Raw genomic sequence first — 21,985 nt, forward strand, 5'->3', positions numbered from 1 at the left:
AAATTGTATAGGTTATTTCATGAAGACATCCAGGTCCAAGAATCTGTAAATCGTATATTATATTTTGTTCCTGAATCTTTTATAAGTTCGATATCACCATTGATTTGGTCAACAAGAGTATTTACCAACTGTAAGCCCAGTGAACTAGTGTTTCTGAAGTCAATTGAATCCGGAAAACCAATGCCATTGTCTTCAACAATTAACATAAAATTTCTGTTAGGAGTGGTCAAAATTTTCTTTTTATCATTAACGTCTCTGTGAAGTTTAATGTGAATTTTCCCGCTTCCTACTTCTGGAAATGCATACTTTAATGAATTAGAAACGAGTTCATTGACAATGATACCTAAAGGGATTGCATTATCCATTTCAAAACAGATATCGTCCACATCTAAAAGCAATTGGATATCAGAACTTCCAACTTTATACGATTTGAAAAGATCATCTGTTAATTCTTTCAAGTATGAAGCAAAATTGATTGTTTCCATATTTTTGGAGTTATACAGTTTTTCATGGATTATAGACATGGATATGATTCGATTATTGCTTTCTCGAAATGCTTCAATAACTTTTTCACGTTCTAGGTTACCGGACAGCAAATTTTCGCACTCTAATTCTAAGAGGCTGGATATTACCTGCAGGTTATTTTTGATTCGATGGTGAATTTCTTTTTTACGAAGTTTTTCGGCTTTGTCAATAGCCTCCTTTGCAATTTTTTGTTCAGTCACATCTTGGATGAACCCCTGATAAAACTGGTTTGTCTTATTTATATCGTGCACAACATGGATAGACTCAAAGACCCAAACTATATTTCCATTTCTGTTCAGAACTCGATATTCTTGTTCAATTAAAGAGTTAGGTGTAATGTTCAGTTTCTTTCGATTCTCAAGGAAATTACTTTGATCTTCAGGATATACTAGCTGAACCAACCTGATTTTTCCTGATAAAAATTCTTCATTTCTATGGCCTGTAATTTCCTCTACGGCTCCATGAAGAAGCATGAGATTGAAATTATTGTCTAACTCAAATCCAATACCTCTGAAATTCTGCAGGTATGTTAGAATATGTTCTTCGCTTACCTTGAGCTTTTCCTGTGCATACTTATTTTCTATGATATTTTTAAGCAAGCCTATTCCTCTGTATACACAGTCATTCTCGTCTTTGAGAAAAACAGAACTATCCTCTACATAAATATAGTTTCCATCTTTTTTCCGAAACCTGAATTTTTGCCAAAATTTCTCCCCTGTATTTAAAGAATTCTCAAGAGCACACCAAACTCTTTCTCTGTCTTCTGGATGTATCACCTCTTTACAGGCAGCCAGATCAATTTTGCTGAACTCTTCTTGAGTATAACCTGTAAACTCTTCAATAGGTCCTGACCACTCAATCTTTCCTGTCTGTGCATCACTGTCAAATATTAATTGCCCTGTCATCTCAGCTATGGAAAAGAATCTTTTTTCAATTTTCTCGATGTTTTCTTTGTAAAAATCACTCTCCATGATTATTCTCTCCAACTGTGTATAATAATTTACATTTCCACAGCACAAAGAAATAATTTTTGTATTGAATATTAAACTTCATTATTAAATTAACCTAATCTCATAAAAAATTTACGTACTGTATTAATAATTAATGCTTTTAAAAAATTAATATTATATAACAAAATCATTACTTTAATAGTATAAAAGTTTCCTAATATTCGAATTTAAGGTTAAATAATTTAGAATTACTCACATATTTTCATTATTGGTTTCGTTAAATCCCAACGTAATATTTGTAATCTGTTTGAGTCCTAACTATAATATTTTGTAACTATTTAAGTACACTAAAATAAGTCAACTAACACTGATTTTGGCCATATGGATATATCTCATAGGGGATTCATAGGGAATTCAGAGCAAAATTAAAAATGGCAGCGTTTGGCATCAATTTACAAAACCAACTGAAATATATTGTAAATACTGAACTTTCTAGATTCAGGCTTTTGATATCGATTCGTGAAAACTGAATTACAAGTCTTTTTAATTTTTCTGGTTTGGTTCCATATTTTCAAGGAAATTTCTAAATTTCAATGAAATATGACCTAATTTTTCTTCTTGTCAAAAAGTGCAGTGTGCCAATTTTTCTGTAAAATCATAAATATCAAAAAGTTATTGGGTAGAAAATTCCATATAGGCAGATCAATTATCTACATAGTACGCAAAAATCTGACTTCAAAGTTACAGCAAATTCGAGACACTACCTTTATAAAATTCCCTGAAACTTTACTGATTAGCTGGGCTTTTTTTCGTTTTTATCCTACCTCCCGATAAATATTACGCTAATTAAAACTTATAGTAAAAAACGATATAATTTTATATTTTTATTCTATATAGTGTTACAATTAATAAAATATTTATTCACTGACTCGCTATTTATTTATCATTAATATAATCAATTCCCTAACTCATCTTTGTGGAGTGAACCTATGGAAACTAAAGAAGTGATAAGAAATTACTGGGGTTATCGCAGTGAAACTTATAGTACTGGCATTGTGGAGCAATCCGAAGAGGAATGGGCTACCTGGAAAAACATACTTTCATCAACAGTAGATAGAAGAGAACATCTTGAAATACTCGATGTCGGTACAGGGCCAGGTCAACTTGCCCTGATGTTTGCGGAGCTGGGCCATCATGTAACTGCTGTTGACCTATCGACCAGGATGCTTGACAAAGCCAGAAAAAATGCCTTGAAGAGGTCTCTGGATATAAACTTCATTCAGGGAGATGCTGAGAATCTGCAGCTTCCGGACATGCAATTTGATGTGGTATCCAGCAAGTTTCTCCTGTGGACACTCCCAGATCCACAAAAGGCTCTGTCTGAGTGGAAGCGGGTGTTAAAGAAAGACGGTATGATCATTGCCATCGATGGTGACTGGTTCAATTCGGGTATATTTCTGAAATCGATTCGTACCATATCGGATGGGATACGTTCCATAAAGGAAAGAAACTTTCATAATCCCTTTAATCAACACTATAATCCGATAAAAAAAGATCTTCCTCTTTATAGTTTAAAACCCGACCGGGTATTCAGGTTCTTAAATGATACGGGTTTTGAGAAGATTAATATTGAGCGTATGAATACCCTATGCTGTTCCGCCAGGAAAAAAGGTAACTTGCTGGATAAGCTCGACTATGCCCATCCTGTTTACTTCATGAAGGCTGTGAAAAAGTAATCTTTATAATCCTGAGGGTTTGCGAAGTAAGAAGTCCTGCTCTATCTTTCAGATTCTTCTCTATCGTAGATCATACTTCCTTTTTCTTTCTATAGGGCTCAGTTGCTCTTTTAACCTTTCAACTCTTCCAATTCTTTCAACTTTTTCAACTATTTCTTCTTCGCCCCTTCCTGTGGTAGAGGGAGTTTCAAAAAATTCATTTTGGACATACTTTGGAATCAATGTACTAGATATCTGTTAATAGCTTAGTTCACTAAGAAAGCTATTTCTTGTGTTCCAATTGTCCTTTACTTTGATTCTCTGGTACACGGCAGAGAAAAATTAATCATAAGGTAAGTATAATTTAAACAAGATTTAATTTAAAATGTTATATTTCTATTCCAAACTCATTTTGGAGTGTCCTTCTTGACTGTCAAAAAAGCACTTATCCCTGCAGCAGGCCTTGGGACCCGTTTCCTGCCTGCCACCAAGTCCATGCCCAAAGAAATGCTCCCTATAATTGACACACCTGTAATCCACTACGTTGTAGAGGAAGCAATTGCCTCGGGAATTGAGGATATTATCATCATCACAGGTAGAGGGAAACGAGCAATTGAGGACTATTTCGATGATTCTCCTGAACTCGAAATGCACCTTGCGAAAAAGCATAATACTGAACTCCTTAAGCTTGTCCGGGATGTTTCCTCACTCGTGGATATTCACTACATCCGCCAGAAAGAACCTAACGGGCTTGGAGATGCGGTCCTTAGGGCAGAAAACCATATTGGAGACGAACCTTTTGCCGTGCTTCTCGGGGACGATATTATTGTTAATGACAAGCCCTGTACGGCTCAGCTCATTGAAAATTTTGAAAAATATGGGAGATCCACGCTCGCAGTGGAAGAAGTTCCTTATGAAAAACTAAGCAGCTATGGAATTATAAAAGGAAAACCACTCTGCGACTCCCTTTATATGCTTGAGGATATCGTTGAAAAGCCGTCACCTGAAAATGCTCCTTCCAATCTGGGAGCAATAGGCCGCTATGTTTTCACTCCTGAAATATTTGATTGTATAAAAGAAGCCGGGACAGGAGTAGGAAATGAAATCCAGCTGACTGATGGGATTCGTGTTCTTAACAAGTCGCAGATTATCTATGCCTGCAGGTTCAAAGGAAAAAGGTTCGATACAGGTGACAGGTTAGGGTACGTAAAATCAGTAGTGGACTTTGCTCTTCAAAATGAAAACCTCAGGGAAGATGTATTCGAATACCTGAGAAAAATCCTTGAAGCCGAAGATAGTCTGGAACAGGGAGAAACTGATATTATGAAAGAGCCATCAGTTGACAAGATAACAACTTGAGAGTGGAGAAATTTCGGCGAAGGATGAGAAATTGAGCGAAGAGTCAGAAATTAAAATATGAGACTATCCAGGCATTACCTTTAAGTCCTTCCTATTGAGTAATGCCAGAATATTTGAAAAAATTGTATTGGGAAGGGCATCTGAGTATTGGGAATGGGGGGTTTTGGGGGAAAAGTGTTGGCTGAGGTTTACAATAAAAATAGGTTTTTCTCAGATGCCCTATTTTATAAATATTTATAAAAATATATAAAAACGTTGATATACTGTTAATTATTATGAGTTTTCCACAGTACTTACATTTTTTGGAAAAGATTTTATTAGTTAGACTCAAATTGTAAATCTGAATTCAGTTTGAAAATTACACAAATATCTGACTTGAAAAATTGCATGATTGACAAAAGATAGAGATAAAAAGTGAAAAATTAAAGAATAAAAAGTGAAAAATGAAAAAATCCAAAATAAAAAGATCATGTTTTAAAGAATTATAGCGCTTATAGCGCTTCTTAATGAAATAAATAAAATCCGTCTTCGGGATTAACCTGTTTCTTATGAAGCCTTTTTGATAATCAATTTTTATCGACAAGTTTTGCTTCCAGAATCTTTAAGGAGCCAGTGTCACCCTGCCATTCAACTTCACTTTTTACAATCTCAATCCGTTTCTTAAAAAAGGGAGCATCAAGCACAACAGTCTCATATTCTCCGCCTTCTCCGGCCATATGAACCATGTATCGCTTGTTCAGCGCTTTGAGATGTTCAATCGAGTTTACATTAATAGGGCGACCAAGCCAGGACTCGTCGAGGCCGTCAGCTGCGACTCTGACAATCCGGATATCGAGTACTTTTGACATTTCATTGAGCAATTCTTCAGGGTCCCTGTGCCAGAGAGGAGTATAGACCTTAAGCCCCAGGGCATCGCAGATCTTCTTCACCCTACCTGCCTGGTACTGTGACTCAATTGCACCTACGGATACGCCGTCTACATCTACTTTCTTGAGGGCAAGGGTCAGGTCATCCAGTTCGAGTTCCTTTATTCCGCTGGACTCTTGCTGGACCAGGGGGATTTCACAGGCGGCAGAGATTAATTCTACCATGTGGAGGTTGACGGAATGGTACATATAAGAATCGTCCCTTGCAGGGACAATATTAATCAGGTGGGTGACTTCATGCCCTTCCTGGAGGGCTTTATATATGGCAAAAATCGAGTCCTTGCCACCGGAAATCAGTGCTGCGAGTTTCATCTGCATCCCTTTTTGTTTTACTATCTTTTTCGTACGTTGGGGGTTATAATGCTTGGATCATTATGTAATATTTTATATACTTTTTGACTTTTGATCATGCTTCTTCGGCATTTTGCAATTTCAGCACTCTTTCTCAAGCCTTCCAAAATTGGCTTCATAACGGGCTTTCATTTCTTCCCAGGTGGGAAGGTCTGTCTGGCAACCTCGTGCCTGCACAGCAAAAGAAGCTACTGTAGACCCAATTTTTCCGCAGGTGGGAAGAGGGTATCCTCTTGTGAGGGCGAGAAGGAAACCTGCCCTGTAAGCATCTCCTGCTCCTGTGGGATCTGCAGCCTGGACAGAGATTACAGGAATTAAAAATTCATTTTTATCTGTATAGATCTTGCTACCCTTGGAATCGTATGTGACCACAATGATGTCGATCATCGCCTTGAGTTCAGAGAAGCTTTTTCCGGTCATCTCTGAAACTCGCCTTATTTCGTGTCTGTTCGCAAAAAGGATGTCAGTGTGAGCAAGTATGAGTTCAAGATTTTCTTTTGAATACGTAACAAGATCCTGGCCAGGGTCAAAGGAGACGAAGCCGGCAATTTGTGCGAGTTTCGCGTTATACACCGAGTCAGCGGTTGCAAGATGAACAAAATCTACAGGTTCGGGTTCCAATTTCTTGAATTTTGAAGAAGCTCCCCAGTAAAAATAGGTTGTCTGGTTGTCTTCCTTATCAGTGAAAATAAAGGCTTTAGAAATTTTCTGGTCCTCAATTCTATAAAGGCGGGAGAGATCAACATTCGCTTCTGTAAGGAGTTTTTCATATCCTGAACTTACAAAATCCGTACCTACAGGGGAAATCAGCTGGCTCTTTCCCCCCAACTTTGCAATGGCAACCGCAATATTGGCAGCCCCTCCACCAGGATATTCTTCATAGTCAATGACAGGAGAAGACTCATTTTTTCCTGCGATTCTTTCAACATCTACAATGTAATCAAGGGCAGTATGCCCTACGATGGAAATTACTCTGTCCATGTAGTGTCCTCTTTTTTATGGATTGTGCAAAAGCCCGAGTCTTTGCGCCGGATAAAATTCTAAAAAACAAGTGAAGGATAGATAAAACTTGCTTTTTTGCTGGGCTTCGATCAATGATAGATACTCTTTGTTACAAAAGGCTCTTTTCTTAACGAAATTCTCTATTCAGCCTTAGAAAGTCAGGCACGAACAAAACCCATAGAGATAACTAACTGCATTATAATGCCTTTTTCTGTCCCAACAGGTTCTGTGAAAAAACTTTTATTTTTCTGTTTTGCTCTTATGCTGCTGTTCGCCCTTCTCAGTTGACCTTTCGAATTCAGTGACCTCAACAACTGTCAAAGGAATATCCCGGAGAGACTTTCCGATAACTGATTTTGCGATCCTTTCCGCATGTTCGGCAGACTCAGCATCAAAAACCTTCATCTCAAAAATAAGACCTACAAGAGCGGTGTTTGCCGCTATGAAAACACTGCTAAAGGGCTCACCACATAACGGGCAGGATGTAGTTCCCACGTCAACCTCTACAAAATCCAGTTTAGGATTCAGGCGTTTTCCAGCTTCTGAAATCGCTACTCCTATAGCATCATCAGCCGTCTTTACATCTCTAACCAACCAAGCTGCTTCAAGTACCACATGGAAGTTTTTCATTATTGTCCACCATAATTATTCTATTATGCAAGTTTTTAAGAAGATATCCCAATCGGGAAAGTTTTCACAGAATCTAAAGAATAGAATAAAGTATATAAAATTGTTTCTGCTTCAAACAAATAGTATCATATTTGCTTTTATATGTTGTTTCAGTTAAGTTTTAATCCTTAGTCCTGCAACTTTAATCCTTCCGACCATGGTCTATGATTTATCCCGCAATCATTTATCCCATAATCAATTTAGGCATTCTTAATTTTTTTATTCTTCTTTAGTTATTCTTCTTTAGTTATTCTTCTTTAGTTATTCTTCTTTAGTTATTCTTCTTTAGTCATTTTCTTTAGTCATTTTCTTTAGTCATTTTCTTTAGTTATTCTTCTTTAGTCATTTTCTTTAGTCATTTTCTTTAGTCATTTTCTTTAGTCATATCTTATTTATATAGTAAAAAGAGTTTCATCATCAACCGCAAAAACCCCGAGTTTTGCACCTGCATCGAGCCAAGCATGACCATAGCTGAAGGAGGCAAGGGCGTTTACCGGGTCTTTGTTCTCCAGAAAATACACCCCATCTTTATAGTAGGCTTCTGCCATTGTATAATAATCCTTTGCAACGGCATACATATGGGACCCTTGAATTGGAGCATATTTTGCTTTCTGGAGGGCTCTTTTTAACATATCTTCATATCTTTTGACTTTTTCATCAAGATCAGCAGGCATTATGATCACCAGAAGACACTATAAATAGTATTCTCTTCTTTACTCCACTTCTTTCATAAATCCTACTGGGCCTCCTGCAAGTTTCACAAGCGCTTCGGCTTCAAGAAAATGCAGTTTTCCGGGAATTACGAGGATATGAAGAGGTTTTCCAAAATTAAAGTCCTTGAGATTTTCTGCATAGTCTGCTCTTATGACTGGTTTTTCCGAGCCTGCCCTGGCTATTCCTACTGCAGCAGCTCCTCGCATGATTCCTTCACCCCTTTTTTCCTCAACCTCAAGGAGAAGCTCAAGAGCGGTGTTTACAGTCATATAGCCTTTTTCCTTGTCTATATCCAGGAACACCAGAGTATGCAGGCCAAGTTCCAGGTTTTGCTTTATAGTATCATAAGGAGTCTCTGAGATTATCCTTGTGCCTCTCCTGCTCTCATAGGGATGAGGAATACTTGCAGATTTCCCGAAGCGGTAGTTCTGCAGTCCTGTAAGACCCGAGACAGCCGAGGCAATGGAAGCCCCATGAATCAGTCGAGTATCTATCCCCAGTTTTTCAGCTCTCAGGCGTAAGTCTACATGGGTTGTGGAGACCATTGTATCTCCGCCAGTCAGGAAGCAAAGATTCCTATTCTTTGCTTTGGAGAGCCAGTCAGGGTGCTGCTCCACATCCTCTCTTGAAAGCAAAAAGACTTTCTTTCCGTAGAGCTTCTCCATTTTTTCAAGGTTCGTACCCATGAGACAGGATGTATAGAATTCCGCATAAACCATGTCAGCTTCCCTGATAGCTTCAAGTCCCTTTAAAGAAATGTCATATTCGTCGAAAAGGCCCAGACCTATAAATGTAAGCATAGTCCGCTTTAAGAGTCCTGCTGGTTTAAAACTTTTTGTTTGAATAGATTCAGGCAATAATTCTTTATTTTCCGAATTTACGGATACGCTTAACTTATTTATATATGGAAATTAATACTAGAATAATATTTAAAATGCAGTTTTTGGAGGGTTTTTACGGTTAAAGTTACACTTATTCACGCCAGCTGGTGTACTGCCTGTCCAGCAGCTCGAAGATTCTGGAGAGACCTGAAATCCGAGTATGACTTTGAATACGAGGAAATAGATGTGGAAACTCCAGAAGGTCAGGCATTGATAGATAAATATGGTATAGTTGGAGTACCTACAACTATTATTGATGGAGAGGTAGCTTTTACAGGCCTCCCGAAAAAAGCTGATGCTATATCCCGTATTAGCTGAGTAAATTTTAAAAAGGTATTCTATTTGAAATTGTCTTTCTGTATTCAGGAGGAAAGCATGTATGATCTTATAATTATAGGAGGAGGGCCCGCAGGACTCGCAGCTGGTATTTATGCCGTACGCTCTGGACTTAATACTCTAATTCTTGAAAGAAGTGAGATTAGCGGCCAGATTGCGCTTTCAGATATCGTGGAAAATTATCCTGGCTTTCCAGCGATCTCAGGGCTTGAATTAATGGAAAAGTACAAGGCTCATGCTCAAGCTGTCGGGGTAGAAACAAAGATAACTGAAGTTCTCTCTGTTCGCGCCGAAGGAGAAAAGAAAATAATCTCTACGGACAGTGGAGATCTTGAGTCGATAGCTGTCATAGTTGCTACAGGTGCGAATCCCAAGCATCTGAACGTGCCTGGAGAGAAAGAATTTATTAGTAAAGGTGTTTCTTACTGCGCCATCTGTGACGGGCCTTTTTTTAAAAACAAAACTGTTGTAGTGGTCGGGGGTGGCAACTCAGCAGTTACGGATGCCCTTCTTCTTTCGAAAATTGCCAGGAAAGTGTATCTTATTCATAGGAGAGAACAACTGAGAGCTGTTAAAGTCCTTCAGGATAGGGTTTTTGCAACTCCCAATATTGAATTCATTTTCAATGCCCAGATTCTGGAAATCATGGGAAGCAGCGGAGGAGTTCGCAGAGTCGAAAAAATAAGATTTAAAGATCTTAAAAGCGAAGAACAACGCGAACTGGCTACAGATGGTGTTTTTATCTACGTAGGCATTCATCCAAACACTGAAATCATTGATGTGGATAAGGATGATGAAGGTTTTATCACGACGGATCGCTTCCTTGAAACCTCGAAGAAGGGAATTTATGCTGTAGGAGACTGTCGTGATACTCCAATCTGGCAACTTGTGGCAGCCGTTAGAGATGGAGCATTGGCAGCTACTGCTGCGAATGTGTACATAGAGAGTATCAAAAAAGAGACTACATGAAAACTATCTAAATCAGGCTCTCTGGTTAAAGTTACCTGAAATAGGTTACCTTAAGAGGTACCCTAATTAAGACTTTCAGGTTGAAATTACCTTAAAGCTTAATTGTTCAAAATTTTAAACTGTTAATAAATTTAAAAGACGGGACAGTAGGCCATTTCTGCCCCCTATTTTTCGTTTTTCGTACTTCTGCTTTTAAGGCTTATTCCAGCATCTGGTTGATTTTATCGTAGAAATCTATGATCAGCCTTGTTGCCTCATTGTCCATGTTCAGCTGAAAAGTCCGGATTTGCTTTCCCAGAGGTTTTTCTATGACGATGCCTGATGCGATCAGGGGAGTAATGACCCTTGATACGCTGGAGTGAGACAGGCCAGTTTCTTCAGCTATCCCCGAAAGGTAGGTTGATTCGTTCTGGTGTTCAATCAGATTCTTGAGTACTGTCATCTGTGCGGTTTTACCGAAAATTTTTTCCATTGGATCCATTTATATCATCTCAGAGGTGGCTGTTCTCTGTAAGCGATTCTTATTTCCAATATTAACTTGCTATTTACGGTTATAAACTTATCTCCTGATTGGTCAAGCCGACGATTCATAAGAAGTCTTCTGAATATTTGGATAACTCTATTCTCTTCATACTGTACTAAATTTAAAATAATGTATTTTCTAAAAGATTTGAGAAATGTTTAAGATCTAAGAAAATATATACTGTATGGTGATGGAGGGTGATGAATAATAAAAATCTTGATCATGAGATTTTGAAATTAATTGAAGCACAACCTGAAATAAGTGAGAGGGAGATTGCCTCCCGTCTTTCAGTTTCAGAAGAACTGGTAAAAACCCGAATTGCAAATCTTAAGGACACGCGGCAGAAAATCCTGATTATGGGAGATGGAAGCAATGCCCTAAGTGTTAAGGCGACACTTGAAGCTGAAAATTATAACGTTGTCGAAATCCCTGGTGGTTTTTCCTCACTTGAAGCCGTAACAGCTGAAAAACCCGACCTTGTATTGTTGGATACCGGGCTTGCAGACCCTGAAGGTTTCAAAATCTGTAAGCAGCTTAGAACAAGTTCAAGGTACTGGTGGATACCGGTTATGGTGCTCAGTGAAAAAGGAGAGGTAAAAAACAGGATTGAGGCTTTTGAATCGGGTGTGGATGACTATGTTACTACGCCTTTTAACCCTGTGGAACTGCGAGTCAGGGTGGGAATGATCTTGAAACGTACTTATTTCTAACTCCAAAACTGGCTTATAGCAGAAAAACTCCGTTACATTGAAAATATTGTAGGATATAAAGGCTGCTCTGAAGAGCTTTTCAGAGCATCCCTTTAAAATTTTTACCTTTCAGGCATGTCAGAAATACTTCTATGCATTATAACTATTTTTGGATATACTCATAAAATTTCCTGTTAAACTCCTTATTGAATGCCTTTATTAAATATCTCTATCGTTATTTTTACGAGCATCTAAAATTATACTAATTAATTTATTAAGTGTGCCAGAACCCTTGGGATATTTATCGTTATTATTTATAACAGATGATTCCAATAAAATTTAAAAAGACGAAAAGATATTAAGAGCTGAGTTCGGCCCTAATTAAAGCATCTAGTCCTTACATAAGTTTCTCCAGACCAGAGAATTCCTCAATTATTCAATATGAAAAGTCGATAATTAGACCTTTGACAGGCCGTGAGAGGCAGTGATCTTAACTTTTGCCAAAATCAAACTTGCCGGATTTTTCAAGTTTTATTTTATAGATCAATTTTCCTCATGTCAGGGCAAAAAGACTGATTAAATAAAGGAAAGGTGGAAGAATTTGAGGCTATAATAAATATATTTTTATTAATTTCATGAATAATTAAAAAAACATGTATAAAGTGATCTTACTTTATCAAATTCTTGCCCGCCCTGTGAAGACTTTATTTTTAAAATATTAAAGAATATGAATATTTCAAAATCCTTAAAAAGAACAAAAACATAGGTTATTATGTATAACTGTAAGTCATGCATAACTGTAAGTCATGCATAACTGTAAGTCATGTATAACGGTAAATTTGTCCTTGACACCGAAATTATGATGTGAAACTGTAGAATATCTCCTTATTTTTAATATGGAGCTGAAGTACAAAATTAATTTAACGTTCTGAAAGCATATATTATTATTGCTAGAGTAGATGTGATAAAAAGTGGAAAAACGTTATCGAAAAAAGGTGTGGTTGAGTGATGACTTCAAACGAGTGGTACAATACAGGTGTTGCACTCCAGGAACTTAGACGATTTTCAGAAGCTCTGGATGCATACAATAAAGCTCTGGAAATAAGCCCTGACAATGCAAAAATCCTGTTTAGCAAAGGTATGGTTCTGAAAAGCCTTTTCAGATATGATGAAGCTCTGGATGCCCTTAATAAGTCTCTTCAGATCAATCCTGCGGATGCGAAGACCTGGTACTCCAAAGGTGAACTGCTTGTAGGCCTTATGCAGTATAGGGAAGCTCTGGATGCATACTACCGGGCTATATATCTTGCTCCTGAAGATCCTGAAGTCTGGTACAGGCGGGGAATGGCTCTGAGGGAGATGAAGGCATACGAAGAAGCCATGGATGATTTTGAGAAAGCTATTCACCTTTATGAGAAGAATTATGAGCTGGGCTCTATGAGCGCAAGTGAATGGTGCAAGAAGGGTATGGGACTCTGCAAGGTAAAGAGTTATGAAGAAGCCATTGGCGCTTTCAACAGGGCTCTTGAGTTAAACCCTGCAAATGGGAAGGCCCTTTATAACAAGGGTGTAGCTCTCCGCTGGCTTGGAAAACACGATGAAGCAAAACTTTATACCGAAAAAGCCGTGGAAATTTTTGACGCCAAGATAAAGACAAATCCCGATAATGCCCGGTTCTGGTATAACAAGGGAATTGCCCTGAGAGACCTGGAAAAATACAAAGAGGCACTTCAAGCTTTTGAGAGAGCTATCGATATCAATCCAAGTTTTACAAAAGCCTGGATTGGTAAAGGCATCGTATATGACAGGATTAAGAAACACCAGAAAGCGATGGAGGCCTATGAGAGAGCAGTCGATATAAACCCGATATATTCTGATCTCCTTTGAGTAGCCATGCCTCGTTTTTTCCATACAAGCCAACGATCCAGAGCCAGAGAAAGCCGTTAGTCGAAAATTCCTTTCCAGAATCCTCAGGACTGACGGCCAAAAATCTTCATTTTTCCAAAAGTTTTTTGTTTTTCCTGATATATTCGGTTTATAGGTTTCCAGCTTACAAATTTATTGGCATACCTGCTCAAAGCTCAGATTTATCAATCAAGTTTTTTGAAAAGACTTGTGCTGATCCGCAACCCTTGACTGCAATCGTTACGATGTTGATTTCGTCATTGCTAAGATTTTCGGTCAAGCCTTTTTTGAAAAGGGTTGTGCCACAACCGTTGCGCCGGTTGATCACGCCGGGTAGGGTTTGGGGATAAGGACCTCAAATTCAAACGTTGATGGGGTTTTCGGTCAAACCTTTTTTGAAAAGGGTTGCAGTCAAGCAGTTTTTTGAAAAGGGTTGCAGGCAGGCAGTTTTTTGAAAAAAGTTGCTGATTAGATTCCAGGTATATCAAGCATATCCGAAAATGTATCGAGCCTGAAATCGAAGCATTGGTCCATCTCTTCTCCGGGTCTCCAATCTCCATAGGAAGCATAAGCGGTTTTTAATCCAAGTTTGCGAGCAGGGACTATGTCTCTTTTGATATTGTCCCCCACTACCAGAGTTTCTTCGGGTTTTATCCTGAGCGTCTCAAGCGCGAAAAGAAAATGTGCCGGATCTGGTTTTTTTGTGCCTGTAGTATCCGCGGCCACAATAAGATCGAAGTAATTAAGAAGCCCTACTCTTGTAAGCCGTGCCAGGGCATGATAGCTATCGGCATCCGTTATAATCACAAGCTTTAAGCCCAGCTTCTTAAGCTTATCAAGAGTATCCGGTACAGCTGGGTAGAGTTCGAGATTTTGCAGTTTTTCCCATTCATAGATCTCACAGCACTTCCTGTATCCCTGAGCTGTAAAAACATTTCTCTCCTGCATGTAGTCTCGAATATTTTCGTAATCTTCAAAACCATAAACTCCTCTCAGGAAATATCTGAAAAGTTCAGAAGGTTCTTCCGTAACATCTCTCTTCCAGATAAAAGAGAGAATCTCCCTGCAAGCTTCCAGTTTTGCGGCTACGAAATCAAAAAGTGTGTTATCCATATCAAAAAGCACGGCTTTCAGAGCTACGGGATAAACTCGTTCCAGATCTTTCTGAATTATATTCATATCCATCTCGACATCTTCCATTTTCTTTGATACTGCCGCTTTTTATAAACTATATCGATTTACTTTTCTTTCTCTGCTCTTTTTTCTAGAACTTTTCTCAGAGCTTTTCGGGGAGAGGCTATAAAAGCCATAAAGGACAGATGTATAGATCATAAACGAACAACGAATTTAAGTAAATACCGAAGGCGGGCATTTAAGAATCCGCAGGGTCTAATATAAAAGTCAGAGTAGGAAATTTTGATATGAGTTCCGACGAACCAAAAGATGAAACCTTCAGAAAAGAAGGCGGTGAAGAAAAATCTGAAGAAGAGCCGGTTTCCGAAGAAATGTTTGTTCTAAGCGATTCGGGGGATACAGGTAAGCAAGAAGAAGTCAGTGATAAAGTCGTTGCAGCCAAGCTTAATGAATACGGACTTGATTTTCTCAGCTGTGGCAACTTTAATGAAGCAATGAAAGCTTTTGATAAAGCAATCGAGATTGATCCAGATAATATAGACCTATTAAACAATAAAGCTCAAGCCCTTGAAACCGTTGGAAAATACGACGAGGCTCTTGGGTTTTATGAAAAAGCTATCAAAATCAATGCTGAGGACCCAGATATCTGGAATAATATGGCTTTCTCCTTGTCCCAGGTTGGTAAGTATGACGAAGCTGTTAAGGCCTATGAAAAAGCCCTTGAGCTCAGACCGGACTATCCCAATGCATGGTATGGAAAGGCCCTGAACCTGAGCCAGGCAGGAGACTATAAGGCAGCTATCGAAGCCTATGAAAAAGTCCTTGAGGAAAATTCCGATTATAAAGAAGCCTGGGTAGGAAAAGGCATAGCTCTGGGTCAAATGGGCAAGTATGACGAAGCAATTATCGCGTACGATAAGGCAATTGAACTTGATCCCAACTTTGCCGAAGCCTGGCATTATAAAGGCGTGGACATGGACAGTCTTGGAAGTTACAGGCAGGCCTTAAAAGCATATCAAAAAACTGTGGAGCTGGATCCTGAGAACGATGATGCCTGGAACAATATGGGGATAGATCTCGAAAACCTTGAAAAATATGACGAGGCAATTAAAGCCTTTGACAAAGCAATCGAAATCAACTCCGAAAATGCCGATGTCTGGTACAATAAAGGTTTTACCCTCAGCCAAATGCAAAGATTCGAGGAAGCCGCAGAGACTTACAGGAAAGCTACACAGCTTGACCCTGAGTATTTAGAAGCTTATTCCAGCCTGGGTTTCGTGCTTGCTCAGCTCAGACGCTTTGCAGAATCTCTGGAAATTTACGAGCAGGCACTCAAGCTTAATCCCGAAGCTGCAGACTCATGGTTCGGGAAAGCTGTCTGTCTGAGTTTCCTCGGAAGGGAAGAAGAAGCAGAAGAAGCATACAGAAAAGCTGTAGAAATTGATCCCAGATATGCCGAAGTAGGGGGAGATACCCAGTAATCGAATTTTCACATACCAACCTATTTTTGTCCAATAGCCTATATTATCCAAGTTTACTTTTTTCAAGATTCTTATATTTTTATTTTTTTAGATCAGGCGGCCTAAGGGGGAAGATCGGGCCTTCGATTACATTCTACGGAGCCGCAGTGGTAAGGCAGTTCGAATTAATGGGGCTCTTTTGCGTAAACAAATTCGTGGCAATATCCAGTTCGAGGGATAAATTGCGAGCTTTACTGCTTCTTTCCAGCATGGGAGTCGGGCTTCCTGCCGTGGGATCTGCACACTCGCCCGATGATGTAAAAGATCTGATACACATAGTAGGAGTTACTCCTCTAGTGATCAAGCTCCTTGAAGGTTCCCAGGGAATAGGAGTCGTGTTTGCTGAAACCAGAAAGGAGGCTGAAAGCGTGATAGAAACTTTTCTGGGCCTGAATGTCAATATAATGGTGTAGTAGTACATAAAAGAATCAGGAGGAGAAGACATTCGATGCTTTGCTGGAACCAAGTAGTAGCAATCTGCAAGACAGCAAAAGATGGAGATCTTAGGTCCATATCCATAGGGGAGGAACCGCTGTCTCTGAGAAGATTACTCCTGAAGAGCGCAGGATTGTGTTAAGGGCAGCTCATGTTATGGGGCTCAAGGTGGCAGGAGTGGATTTTCTGCGTTCAGGCAGGAGGCCCTGGTAATGGAGGCAAACTCCTCTCCTGGGCTCGAGACGATTGAGAAGGCTACAGAAAAAGATACCGCAGGAGTATCATTGAGTTCATAGAAGACCCGATAAAAACCTTCCGTATGCGAGCCTGTGAGAAGGAACAGTTGCAAATCTATGAGGTGGAATAGCTATGTATCTATGAGGAAGAACAATTATGGATGAACCTTTTGAGATTGCCGGCATCAGAATCAGGTGAGGAGAGATAGGAGGGATAAAATGTATAGATACCTGCCGCAAACATCTACACTCAGACACCCATGAATATTCCTGTCTATGTGATCTGCGGAACAATTCCTGAACCCTGCATTTTTGTTACGGCTGCAATCCATGGGGACGAGATCAACGGGATTGAGATCATAAGGCAGCTGCTTGAATCGTCTGCAATCAGGCATATCTATGGGACTCTCATTGCAAGTGCCTGTAGTAAACATGTACGTTTTTATCTCGCTTTATCGCTATCTTCCTTGACAGACGAGACCTTAACCGTTCTTTTCCTGACAGGAAAAAAGGTTCTCTTGAATCCCGCCTAGCTAAAAATGCTGCAACTGCCGCTTTATTATATTGAAAATCTGTAATACGTACTACGGCGCTTTACTGTTTTGTGTTATGGGCAGAATTGGATTATTTACCAGCTATACTAATTGTTACTCGATAATTCCGCCTATACTCAGAATTACCAAATACTCTGCCCATCTTGTTCTTATTAATTGTCTTCAGGCCTGAGCTGTTATCTGCTCGTACTAGGTGTTACGTGGATTACTCCCTCGTTCCCGGCAGTACCTTTAATATTTTTGCTGGAGTTTATGTCTTGGTTGGAGTTTCCAATTCGATTGGAGTCTTCTGTTCATTTTTCTTTGTTATAGTTATGTTTGTAGGTTCGGTTACATTTTCTACTCCAGTAACTGCTTTAGCTGGAGTTACTTCTGTAACAGGAGTTTCTTTTACAACTTCAGTTACGGCTACTCCTTCCTGAACCGGTGTTACAGCTTCAGCTCCGGTTACTGCCTGGACTTCGGTTACAGCTTGGACTGGAGTTCCCGTTTCATTTGGAGCTTGCTGACCAGCGCATCCTATGGCCAAAAATATACCGAATAATACTATCAATATAATAAGCGCTTTTCTCATGTTTTCCCCCACTCAAATCATGTGTTTTATAATAAATGCTTTATAATTGATATTGAGGTTTTATAATAATTACTGCTAAATTCTGAACATAATTCTCCTTATGGTCTTACCGCACAGTATCTAGTTTCTCTGAAATAGAGATCTTCTGTAATTTAATACACTTTTTTATTTTCTAATTTCTTTTCTCCGCTATTATGAAAGAGAATCTTTAAAAGTAAGACTGCAAGAAAACAAATCAAAAATCGTTAATAAATCAGAAAATCAATATAAACCCGTTTACAACCCACATTCTACATATATACACAGATGTAGAATTCGTTTGCCCAATTGTCCAAAATCATCACTCAAAGAATGGAATAATTTTTAATCGACCACCATATTGAGGTAATTGATGAAATTCTTGTGTACATCTGCTGAAACTGGAATCAAAAAAACGAAATCGTTTTTAAAGCCTTTTCGTGTGAAATTCACTGTAATTCCAATATTTTAGCTTAATATCATTTGCTTTTGTAACTACCTTACTTTTTTAATGTTATATCTCTACTACTGTGTCTTATGGATCTAACATTGGTAAAAGTACTTATTGGTAAAGGTTAGCTGATGTATCTCTTATTCTGGTTGCCAAATAAAATTTACATTACCACCTTATGCATTTGAAATTTTTCATATAAAGGTGAACTACACCATAAAATTTTTGAAAGAAATATAGAATCCCGATTTATCATTATAGGACTTACGCACTTGAAGTACAAAATCAAGCACTTTTGGTGTTGTGACTTTTTTAATGTTTTATACAGTTGAAGGTTTAATGCTATTGATTTCTCAGTTCAACGGCATAAGTCCTACATTAAAAATTCAGTACCAAGCCGACACAACTTAGTAATTGTTTCTAGGAGTCTTTTTGATTATAGTGGTACTAGTTACCGTAGTATTATTGCCTTTTATGGCGGTCCTAGATGCAGTAGTGTTGTTACCGTATATAACGGTCCTGTTTGCAGTAGTATTATTGCCCTGTATAGTAGTCTTGGTTACTCCTGTAGCTGGAGTTACTGCCATGGCTGGAGTTGCTTCTGTAGCTGAAGTTACTGCCATAGTTGGAGTTACTGCCATAGCAGGAGTTGCTGTTTCATTTGGAGCTTGCTGACCAGTACATCCGATTGCAAGGAATATACCGAATAACACTATTAATATAATAAGTGTTTTTTTCATATTTTCCCCCCACTTAATTAATGTATTTTATATTAGGTGTTTTATAATAGACATTGAGATATTATAATAATTACTGTTAAATTCTGAACATAGTTCTTCTTATGATCTGCCACATAGTACATTGATTTCTCTGAAAATGGGGATCTTCGGTTTAATAAGGAACGTTTTAAATATAACTTCAAGTTTTTACCTCTGGAATTGCTCTATAATTTCATTTCCCCAAATAATCATTAAAAACAATTTTCATATTGTCATTTACTTTATCACATTGTTCAGCTGCACGAGTTAACCATCACTTTACACTGGCAGATTGTACCTCTAAAACACCGGCAATGGCTTCAATGCTCATTCCTTTCATAGACATTTTAAGAGCTAAATCAGTTTTCTCATCCTTACGAAGATCGTGATAAAAGGTATCTGTATGGTCATTGAATACTTTGCCGCAATGGTGGCAAACATATCTTCTTGTTTTCTTTCCACGACTTATGTAAGTTCCATTTCCAGTAATATTGTCTTGGTTAATAAGACTATAGAGCTTGCAGTTTTTGTTAGGACAAGCAACATCAAAAAATTATGGTTTTGAACCTCGTTTTCCCATAATATAAAAATATGATGTTAAAATATATACCAATCAAATACAAATTGACCATCAAAAATATATGGATCAGAAAAATGTGCGGTCAGATATCAAAGTTAACCTTTACTACCTCACACTCTGGCAGATTTTCAATATGTACGCCATCCAGTGTTCCCGTTACCTCAAGACCATTAAATTCATTTGAACCGCAAAGTACGTCCTGATTCGGGTGCGTGCCAGGGGTGATATTGCAGCTTAGAACAGTTTTTTGTCCGGCCGACACCACAATTGGAAGCCTTGGAGATGCAGGGTGGTTCTTTGGAAGAACGATTAAAGGTGACCCGATTTCTCGGATCATAAAAAGAACGCACTTAAGCCCTTTTTCAGTTTTCTCATCCACAGACAGCGCAGAAGCAACAATCAGGTCATGGGGTTCCAGTCCAAGTACAATCTCTTCGTTCTCAGTTTCCAGAAAAAATTGTCCACTCGGACCTGCTTTCACAATAGCCACTGTTCCTGACGTGCCGCGCAGGAGGAGCATTTCACTTTCCTTCAGTGAAATGTCTTTAGAACAGGTCGATTTTTTCATGTTAAAAATAAGTGTTTAAAAAATCTACTCGATTATCAGATTATCAGGATTCTGCTACATTTGTAGACTGGCAGGAAGGACACTTTACATTTTTGCCAATGCCTTTGAATCTGTTCCCACAGTCTTTACATACATAATCTTTAACCGGCAAATTTCCCTCCATATCCAGATCAAACGAGTCTCCAACACTACACATCATTGTCACCTCACGCTTTTATCAAGGGGCTCAGTAATAATTCTATTACCCCACATATTACTACTTATACTTCTCCAATTAATAGCTTTCCATACCAATTTCCGGGAGCGATTTATGACCACAGCTAGCCCATCAGGGCAACCGTTTCCGCAAATTTGCGTTTAAAATAGGCATGCATTCAAAAAAATATGTATTTAAAAAAATATGTGTTTAAAAAAATATGCATTTAAATAAACATGCATTTAATAAAATATGCATTTAAATAAACATGCATAAAGCACTAACTTTGACAACCTCTGGAAAATATCGTTTGCTGATCAGTGCAATTTTTCTTCTTTTGATTTTTTCCAGATTTTAAATCCTCCATAATAGGATAAGTAAATAAATCCAATTACGCTGCTGAGCCCATAAGAAATAAAACGCTCTAAGAACACGAAACTGCTTGCAGATGCGAGGGACAAGCCAAAGTATAGAAGTAAAGAGATCAGGCCTCCTTCAATTATTCCGAGGCCTCCTGGAGTTAATGGTAGGGCTCCTAGAATGAAAGTCAAGACTGAAATTGTTACAATCAGGTTTAAAGAGAGGTCAATATTCAGGGCTAAAGCAACCAGTTTGAGGCGTATTACATCAAGGATCCAGACCCCACAGGATAAAAGGAACACAGGAGCAAAAGCGCGCTTAAACTGTTCCCAGTTTTTCAATATATTTCGAAAGAGAGTAGCTAATTTTGCTCGAAATAACCAAATTGCTATTCCTGCTGCCAGGAATACCAGGAAAAACAGATGGAATGATTCTAACGTTAAACTGTCCATTGCGGGCAGGAGTCTGATCTCTAAAGAGGGGAATGCATATAGAATATAAATTGATAAGAGAAAAACAGGAATTCCTTCAACCAATCTTTCAAAGAAAACTGTTTTAAAAACATTGATATAGCTTATCCCAAAAAGTTTGTTGGCCCAAAGTATTCTGAAGGATTCTCCTGTTGCCATGTTCCCTCCAGGAGTAATGTTGTTTACAAATACTGCTCCGAAATAAATAGGAACAAGACTTGTGGCTTTTAGATCGTAACCAACACAGTAGAGAACCTGCTGCCAGCGGACTGAAAATAAGTATACACTCAGTAAGTATACTGAGATCGCTAGAAAAACATAACGCAGCTTTGTTTCTCTGAGTGTCCCCCATATTTCTTCCAGAACAGGTATGATCTCTATCCAGTAACTGCGGACAAGATATACACCTGCTGCGAGCAGTAAAAGGGCCACAATGATTTTTATCAAAGTTCCCATCTTCAAAGACATACCTCACAAGGGTTCAGAACTATTTTTCTAGAAACAGTTTTTCAATTTAGCTCTCCAAACTCTAAATTTACTTTTGGGAGTCTGTCAGATATTATCTTTTATTTGGTTTGTCAGATATTATCTTTTATTTAGCTTGTCAGATATTATCT

The 21,985-nt window shown here is 38.5% G+C and carries 23 protein-coding genes and 1 pseudogene; 9 read left to right on the forward strand and 15 right to left on the reverse strand.

Annotation, left to right across the window (positions count from 1 at the left end):
* Positions 1-17: 17 nt before the first annotated feature.
* Positions 18-1,496: a PAS domain-containing protein gene (locus MSBRW_RS09700; RefSeq protein WP_011307846.1), complete on the reverse strand. Its 1,479-nt coding sequence runs from the start codon at positions 1,494-1,496 to the stop codon at positions 18-20.
* 968 nt (positions 1,497-2,464) lie between these two features.
* Between MSBRW_RS09700 and MSBRW_RS09705 the strand changes: the two genes are divergently transcribed.
* Positions 2,465-3,211, forward strand: coding sequence for a class I SAM-dependent methyltransferase (locus tag MSBRW_RS09705; RefSeq protein ID WP_011307845.1), 747 nt, complete (start codon positions 2,465-2,467; stop codon positions 3,209-3,211).
* A 60-nt stretch (positions 3,212-3,271) separates the two neighbouring features.
* Here the strand turns inward: MSBRW_RS09705 and MSBRW_RS22125 are convergent, their stop codons facing one another.
* The gene (locus tag MSBRW_RS22125; protein WP_155398186.1) at positions 3,272-3,433 is read right to left on the reverse strand and encodes a hypothetical protein; all 162 of its coding nucleotides are present in this window, start codon (positions 3,431-3,433) and stop codon (positions 3,272-3,274) included.
* Positions 3,434-3,616: 183 nt separating this feature from the next.
* On the opposite strand from MSBRW_RS22125, the gene galU reads away from it, so the two are divergent.
* Positions 3,617-4,549, forward strand: a complete 933-nt coding sequence (gene galU, locus MSBRW_RS09710) for a UTP--glucose-1-phosphate uridylyltransferase GalU (protein WP_011307844.1) — start codon at positions 3,617-3,619, stop codon at positions 4,547-4,549.
* A gap of 566 nt (positions 4,550-5,115) precedes the next feature.
* Here the strand turns inward: galU and MSBRW_RS09715 are convergent.
* The 5 genes from MSBRW_RS09715 to dph5 form a co-directional block, all read right to left on the reverse strand.
* Complete coding sequence (locus MSBRW_RS09715) at positions 5,116-5,787, reverse strand: diphthine--ammonia ligase (protein WP_011307843.1); 672 nt, start codon at positions 5,785-5,787, stop codon at positions 5,116-5,118.
* A gap of 120 nt (positions 5,788-5,907) precedes the next feature.
* Positions 5,908-6,807 (reverse strand): carbohydrate kinase family protein, encoded by a 900-nt coding sequence (locus tag MSBRW_RS09720; RefSeq protein WP_011307842.1) that lies wholly within the window; start codon positions 6,805-6,807, stop codon positions 5,908-5,910.
* Positions 6,808-7,068: 261 nt separating this feature from the next.
* Positions 7,069-7,458 (reverse strand): DUF555 domain-containing protein, encoded by a 390-nt coding sequence (locus MSBRW_RS09725; protein ID WP_011307841.1) that lies wholly within the window; start codon positions 7,456-7,458, stop codon positions 7,069-7,071.
* Between the two features lie 431 nt (positions 7,459-7,889).
* Positions 7,890-8,171: a DUF357 domain-containing protein gene (locus MSBRW_RS09730; protein ID WP_011307840.1), complete on the reverse strand. Its 282-nt coding sequence runs from the start codon at positions 8,169-8,171 to the stop codon at positions 7,890-7,892.
* 39 nt (positions 8,172-8,210) lie between these two features.
* Positions 8,211-9,011 carry a diphthine synthase gene (gene dph5 / locus MSBRW_RS09735; protein ID WP_011307839.1) on the reverse strand — a complete coding sequence of 267 codons (801 nt, stop codon included), beginning with the start codon at positions 9,009-9,011 and terminating at the stop codon, positions 8,211-8,213.
* A 174-nt stretch (positions 9,012-9,185) separates the two neighbouring features.
* Here dph5 and MSBRW_RS09740 point away from each other — a divergent pair, with 174 nt between their 5' ends.
* Both MSBRW_RS09740 and trxB read left to right on the forward strand, forming a co-directional pair.
* Positions 9,186-9,410, forward strand: a complete 225-nt coding sequence (locus MSBRW_RS09740; RefSeq protein WP_048102935.1) for a glutaredoxin family protein — start codon at positions 9,186-9,188, stop codon at positions 9,408-9,410.
* Between the two features lie 57 nt (positions 9,411-9,467).
* Positions 9,468-10,397 (forward strand): thioredoxin-disulfide reductase, encoded by a 930-nt coding sequence (gene trxB, locus MSBRW_RS09745; protein ID WP_011307837.1) that lies wholly within the window; start codon positions 9,468-9,470, stop codon positions 10,395-10,397.
* A 199-nt stretch (positions 10,398-10,596) separates the two neighbouring features.
* Here the strand turns inward: trxB and MSBRW_RS09750 are convergent, their stop codons facing one another.
* The gene (locus MSBRW_RS09750; RefSeq protein WP_011307836.1) at positions 10,597-10,878 is read right to left on the reverse strand and encodes a MarR family transcriptional regulator; all 282 of its coding nucleotides are present in this window, start codon (positions 10,876-10,878) and stop codon (positions 10,597-10,599) included.
* A gap of 242 nt (positions 10,879-11,120) precedes the next feature.
* Between MSBRW_RS09750 and MSBRW_RS09755 the strand changes: the two genes are divergently transcribed.
* A complete protein-coding gene (locus MSBRW_RS09755; RefSeq protein ID WP_011307835.1) occupies positions 11,121-11,630 on the forward strand; it encodes a response regulator in 510 nt (169 codons plus the stop codon).
* Between the two features lie 987 nt (positions 11,631-12,617).
* Entirely contained in the window at positions 12,618-13,496 is an 879-nt protein-coding gene (locus MSBRW_RS09760; protein WP_011307834.1) for a tetratricopeptide repeat protein, read from the forward strand.
* A 486-nt stretch (positions 13,497-13,982) separates the two neighbouring features.
* Here MSBRW_RS09760 and MSBRW_RS09765 read toward each other — a convergent pair whose 3' ends face one another.
* Positions 13,983-14,714 carry an HAD family hydrolase gene (locus MSBRW_RS09765; RefSeq protein WP_011307833.1) on the reverse strand — a complete coding sequence of 244 codons (732 nt, stop codon included), beginning with the start codon at positions 14,712-14,714 and terminating at the stop codon, positions 13,983-13,985.
* A gap of 221 nt (positions 14,715-14,935) precedes the next feature.
* On the opposite strand from MSBRW_RS09765, the gene MSBRW_RS09770 reads away from it, so the two are divergent.
* From MSBRW_RS09770 to MSBRW_RS09780, 3 genes are all read left to right on the forward strand, one after another.
* Positions 14,936-16,129, forward strand: coding sequence for a tetratricopeptide repeat protein (locus MSBRW_RS09770; RefSeq protein WP_011307832.1), 1,194 nt, complete (start codon positions 14,936-14,938; stop codon positions 16,127-16,129).
* Between the two features lie 26 nt (positions 16,130-16,155).
* A complete protein-coding gene (locus tag MSBRW_RS24455) occupies positions 16,156-16,581 on the forward strand; it encodes a hypothetical protein (protein ID WP_463510127.1) in 426 nt (141 codons plus the stop codon).
* Between the two features lie 518 nt (positions 16,582-17,099).
* Positions 17,100-17,372, forward strand: coding sequence for a M14 family metallopeptidase (locus MSBRW_RS09780; protein ID WP_011307831.1), 273 nt, complete (start codon positions 17,100-17,102; stop codon positions 17,370-17,372).
* 271 nt (positions 17,373-17,643) lie between these two features.
* Here the strand turns inward: MSBRW_RS09780 and MSBRW_RS09785 are convergent, their stop codons facing one another.
* The 6 genes and pseudogenes from MSBRW_RS09785 to MSBRW_RS09800 form a co-directional block, all read right to left on the reverse strand.
* Positions 17,644-17,967 (reverse strand): hypothetical protein, encoded by a 324-nt coding sequence (locus tag MSBRW_RS09785; protein ID WP_011307830.1) that lies wholly within the window; start codon positions 17,965-17,967, stop codon positions 17,644-17,646.
* An 876-nt stretch (positions 17,968-18,843) separates the two neighbouring features.
* The gene (locus MSBRW_RS09790; RefSeq protein ID WP_011307829.1) at positions 18,844-19,176 is read right to left on the reverse strand and encodes a hypothetical protein; all 333 of its coding nucleotides are present in this window, start codon (positions 19,174-19,176) and stop codon (positions 18,844-18,846) included.
* 295 nt (positions 19,177-19,471) lie between these two features.
* A pseudogene (locus tag MSBRW_RS21130) lies at positions 19,472-19,774 on the reverse strand (transposase); the annotation flags it as partial.
* Positions 19,775-19,856: 82 nt separating this feature from the next.
* Complete coding sequence (locus MSBRW_RS09795; RefSeq protein ID WP_230670073.1) at positions 19,857-20,294, reverse strand: hypothetical protein; 438 nt, start codon at positions 20,292-20,294, stop codon at positions 19,857-19,859.
* A gap of 91 nt (positions 20,295-20,385) precedes the next feature.
* Positions 20,386-20,541 (reverse strand): cytochrome c-type biogenesis protein, encoded by a 156-nt coding sequence (locus MSBRW_RS22135; protein WP_155398188.1) that lies wholly within the window; start codon positions 20,539-20,541, stop codon positions 20,386-20,388.
* A gap of 314 nt (positions 20,542-20,855) precedes the next feature.
* Entirely contained in the window at positions 20,856-21,824 is a 969-nt protein-coding gene (locus MSBRW_RS09800; protein ID WP_011307826.1) for a lysylphosphatidylglycerol synthase transmembrane domain-containing protein, read from the reverse strand.
* Between the last annotated feature and the right edge of the window lie 161 nt (positions 21,825-21,985).

This window comes from Methanosarcina barkeri str. Wiesmoor (genome assembly GCF_000969985.1).
Classification (GTDB): domain Archaea; phylum Halobacteriota; class Methanosarcinia; order Methanosarcinales; family Methanosarcinaceae; genus Methanosarcina; species Methanosarcina barkeri_B.

Excerpts from the sequence above, each read along its gene's own strand:
- trxB (WP_011307837.1), top strand. The coding sequence starts at position 9,468 with ATGTATGATCTTATAATTATAGGAGGAGGGCCCGCAGGACTCGCAGCT.
- MSBRW_RS09770 (WP_011307832.1), top strand. The coding sequence starts at position 14,936 with ATGAGTTCCGACGAACCAAAAGATGAAACCTTCAGAAAAGAAGGCGGT.
- MSBRW_RS09720 (WP_011307842.1), bottom strand. The coding sequence starts at position 6,807 with ATGGACAGAGTAATTTCCATCGTAGGGCATACTGCCCTTGATTACATT.
- MSBRW_RS09705 (WP_011307845.1), top strand. The coding sequence starts at position 2,465 with ATGGAAACTAAAGAAGTGATAAGAAATTACTGGGGTTATCGCAGTGAA.
- MSBRW_RS09780 (WP_011307831.1), top strand. The coding sequence starts at position 17,100 with ATGAATATTCCTGTCTATGTGATCTGCGGAACAATTCCTGAACCCTGC.
- dph5 (WP_011307839.1), bottom strand. The coding sequence starts at position 9,011 with ATGCTTACATTTATAGGTCTGGGCCTTTTCGACGAATATGACATTTCT.
- MSBRW_RS09785 (WP_011307830.1), bottom strand. The coding sequence starts at position 17,967 with ATGAGAAAAGCGCTTATTATATTGATAGTATTATTCGGTATATTTTTG.
- MSBRW_RS09750 (WP_011307836.1), bottom strand. The coding sequence starts at position 10,878 with ATGGATCCAATGGAAAAAATTTTCGGTAAAACCGCACAGATGACAGTA.
- MSBRW_RS09755 (WP_011307835.1), top strand. The coding sequence starts at position 11,121 with ATGAATAATAAAAATCTTGATCATGAGATTTTGAAATTAATTGAAGCA.
- MSBRW_RS22135 (WP_155398188.1), bottom strand. The coding sequence starts at position 20,541 with ATGATGTGTAGTGTTGGAGACTCGTTTGATCTGGATATGGAGGGAAAT.
- MSBRW_RS09725 (WP_011307841.1), bottom strand. The coding sequence starts at position 7,458 with ATGAAAAACTTCCATGTGGTACTTGAAGCAGCTTGGTTGGTTAGAGAT.
- MSBRW_RS09715 (WP_011307843.1), bottom strand. The coding sequence starts at position 5,787 with ATGAAACTCGCAGCACTGATTTCCGGTGGCAAGGACTCGATTTTTGCC.
- MSBRW_RS09700 (WP_011307846.1), bottom strand. The coding sequence starts at position 1,496 with ATGGAGAGTGATTTTTACAAAGAAAACATCGAGAAAATTGAAAAAAGA.
- MSBRW_RS09790 (WP_011307829.1), bottom strand. The coding sequence starts at position 19,176 with ATGAAAAAAACACTTATTATATTAATAGTGTTATTCGGTATATTCCTT.
- MSBRW_RS09795 (WP_230670073.1), bottom strand. The coding sequence starts at position 20,294 with ATGCTCCTCCTGCGCGGCACGTCAGGAACAGTGGCTATTGTGAAAGCA.
- MSBRW_RS09800 (WP_011307826.1), bottom strand. The coding sequence starts at position 21,824 with ATGGGAACTTTGATAAAAATCATTGTGGCCCTTTTACTGCTCGCAGCA.
- MSBRW_RS09760 (WP_011307834.1), top strand. The coding sequence starts at position 12,618 with ATGACTTCAAACGAGTGGTACAATACAGGTGTTGCACTCCAGGAACTT.
- MSBRW_RS09730 (WP_011307840.1), bottom strand. The coding sequence starts at position 8,171 with ATGCCTGCTGATCTTGATGAAAAAGTCAAAAGATATGAAGATATGTTA.
- MSBRW_RS09765 (WP_011307833.1), bottom strand. The coding sequence starts at position 14,714 with ATGGAAGATGTCGAGATGGATATGAATATAATTCAGAAAGATCTGGAA.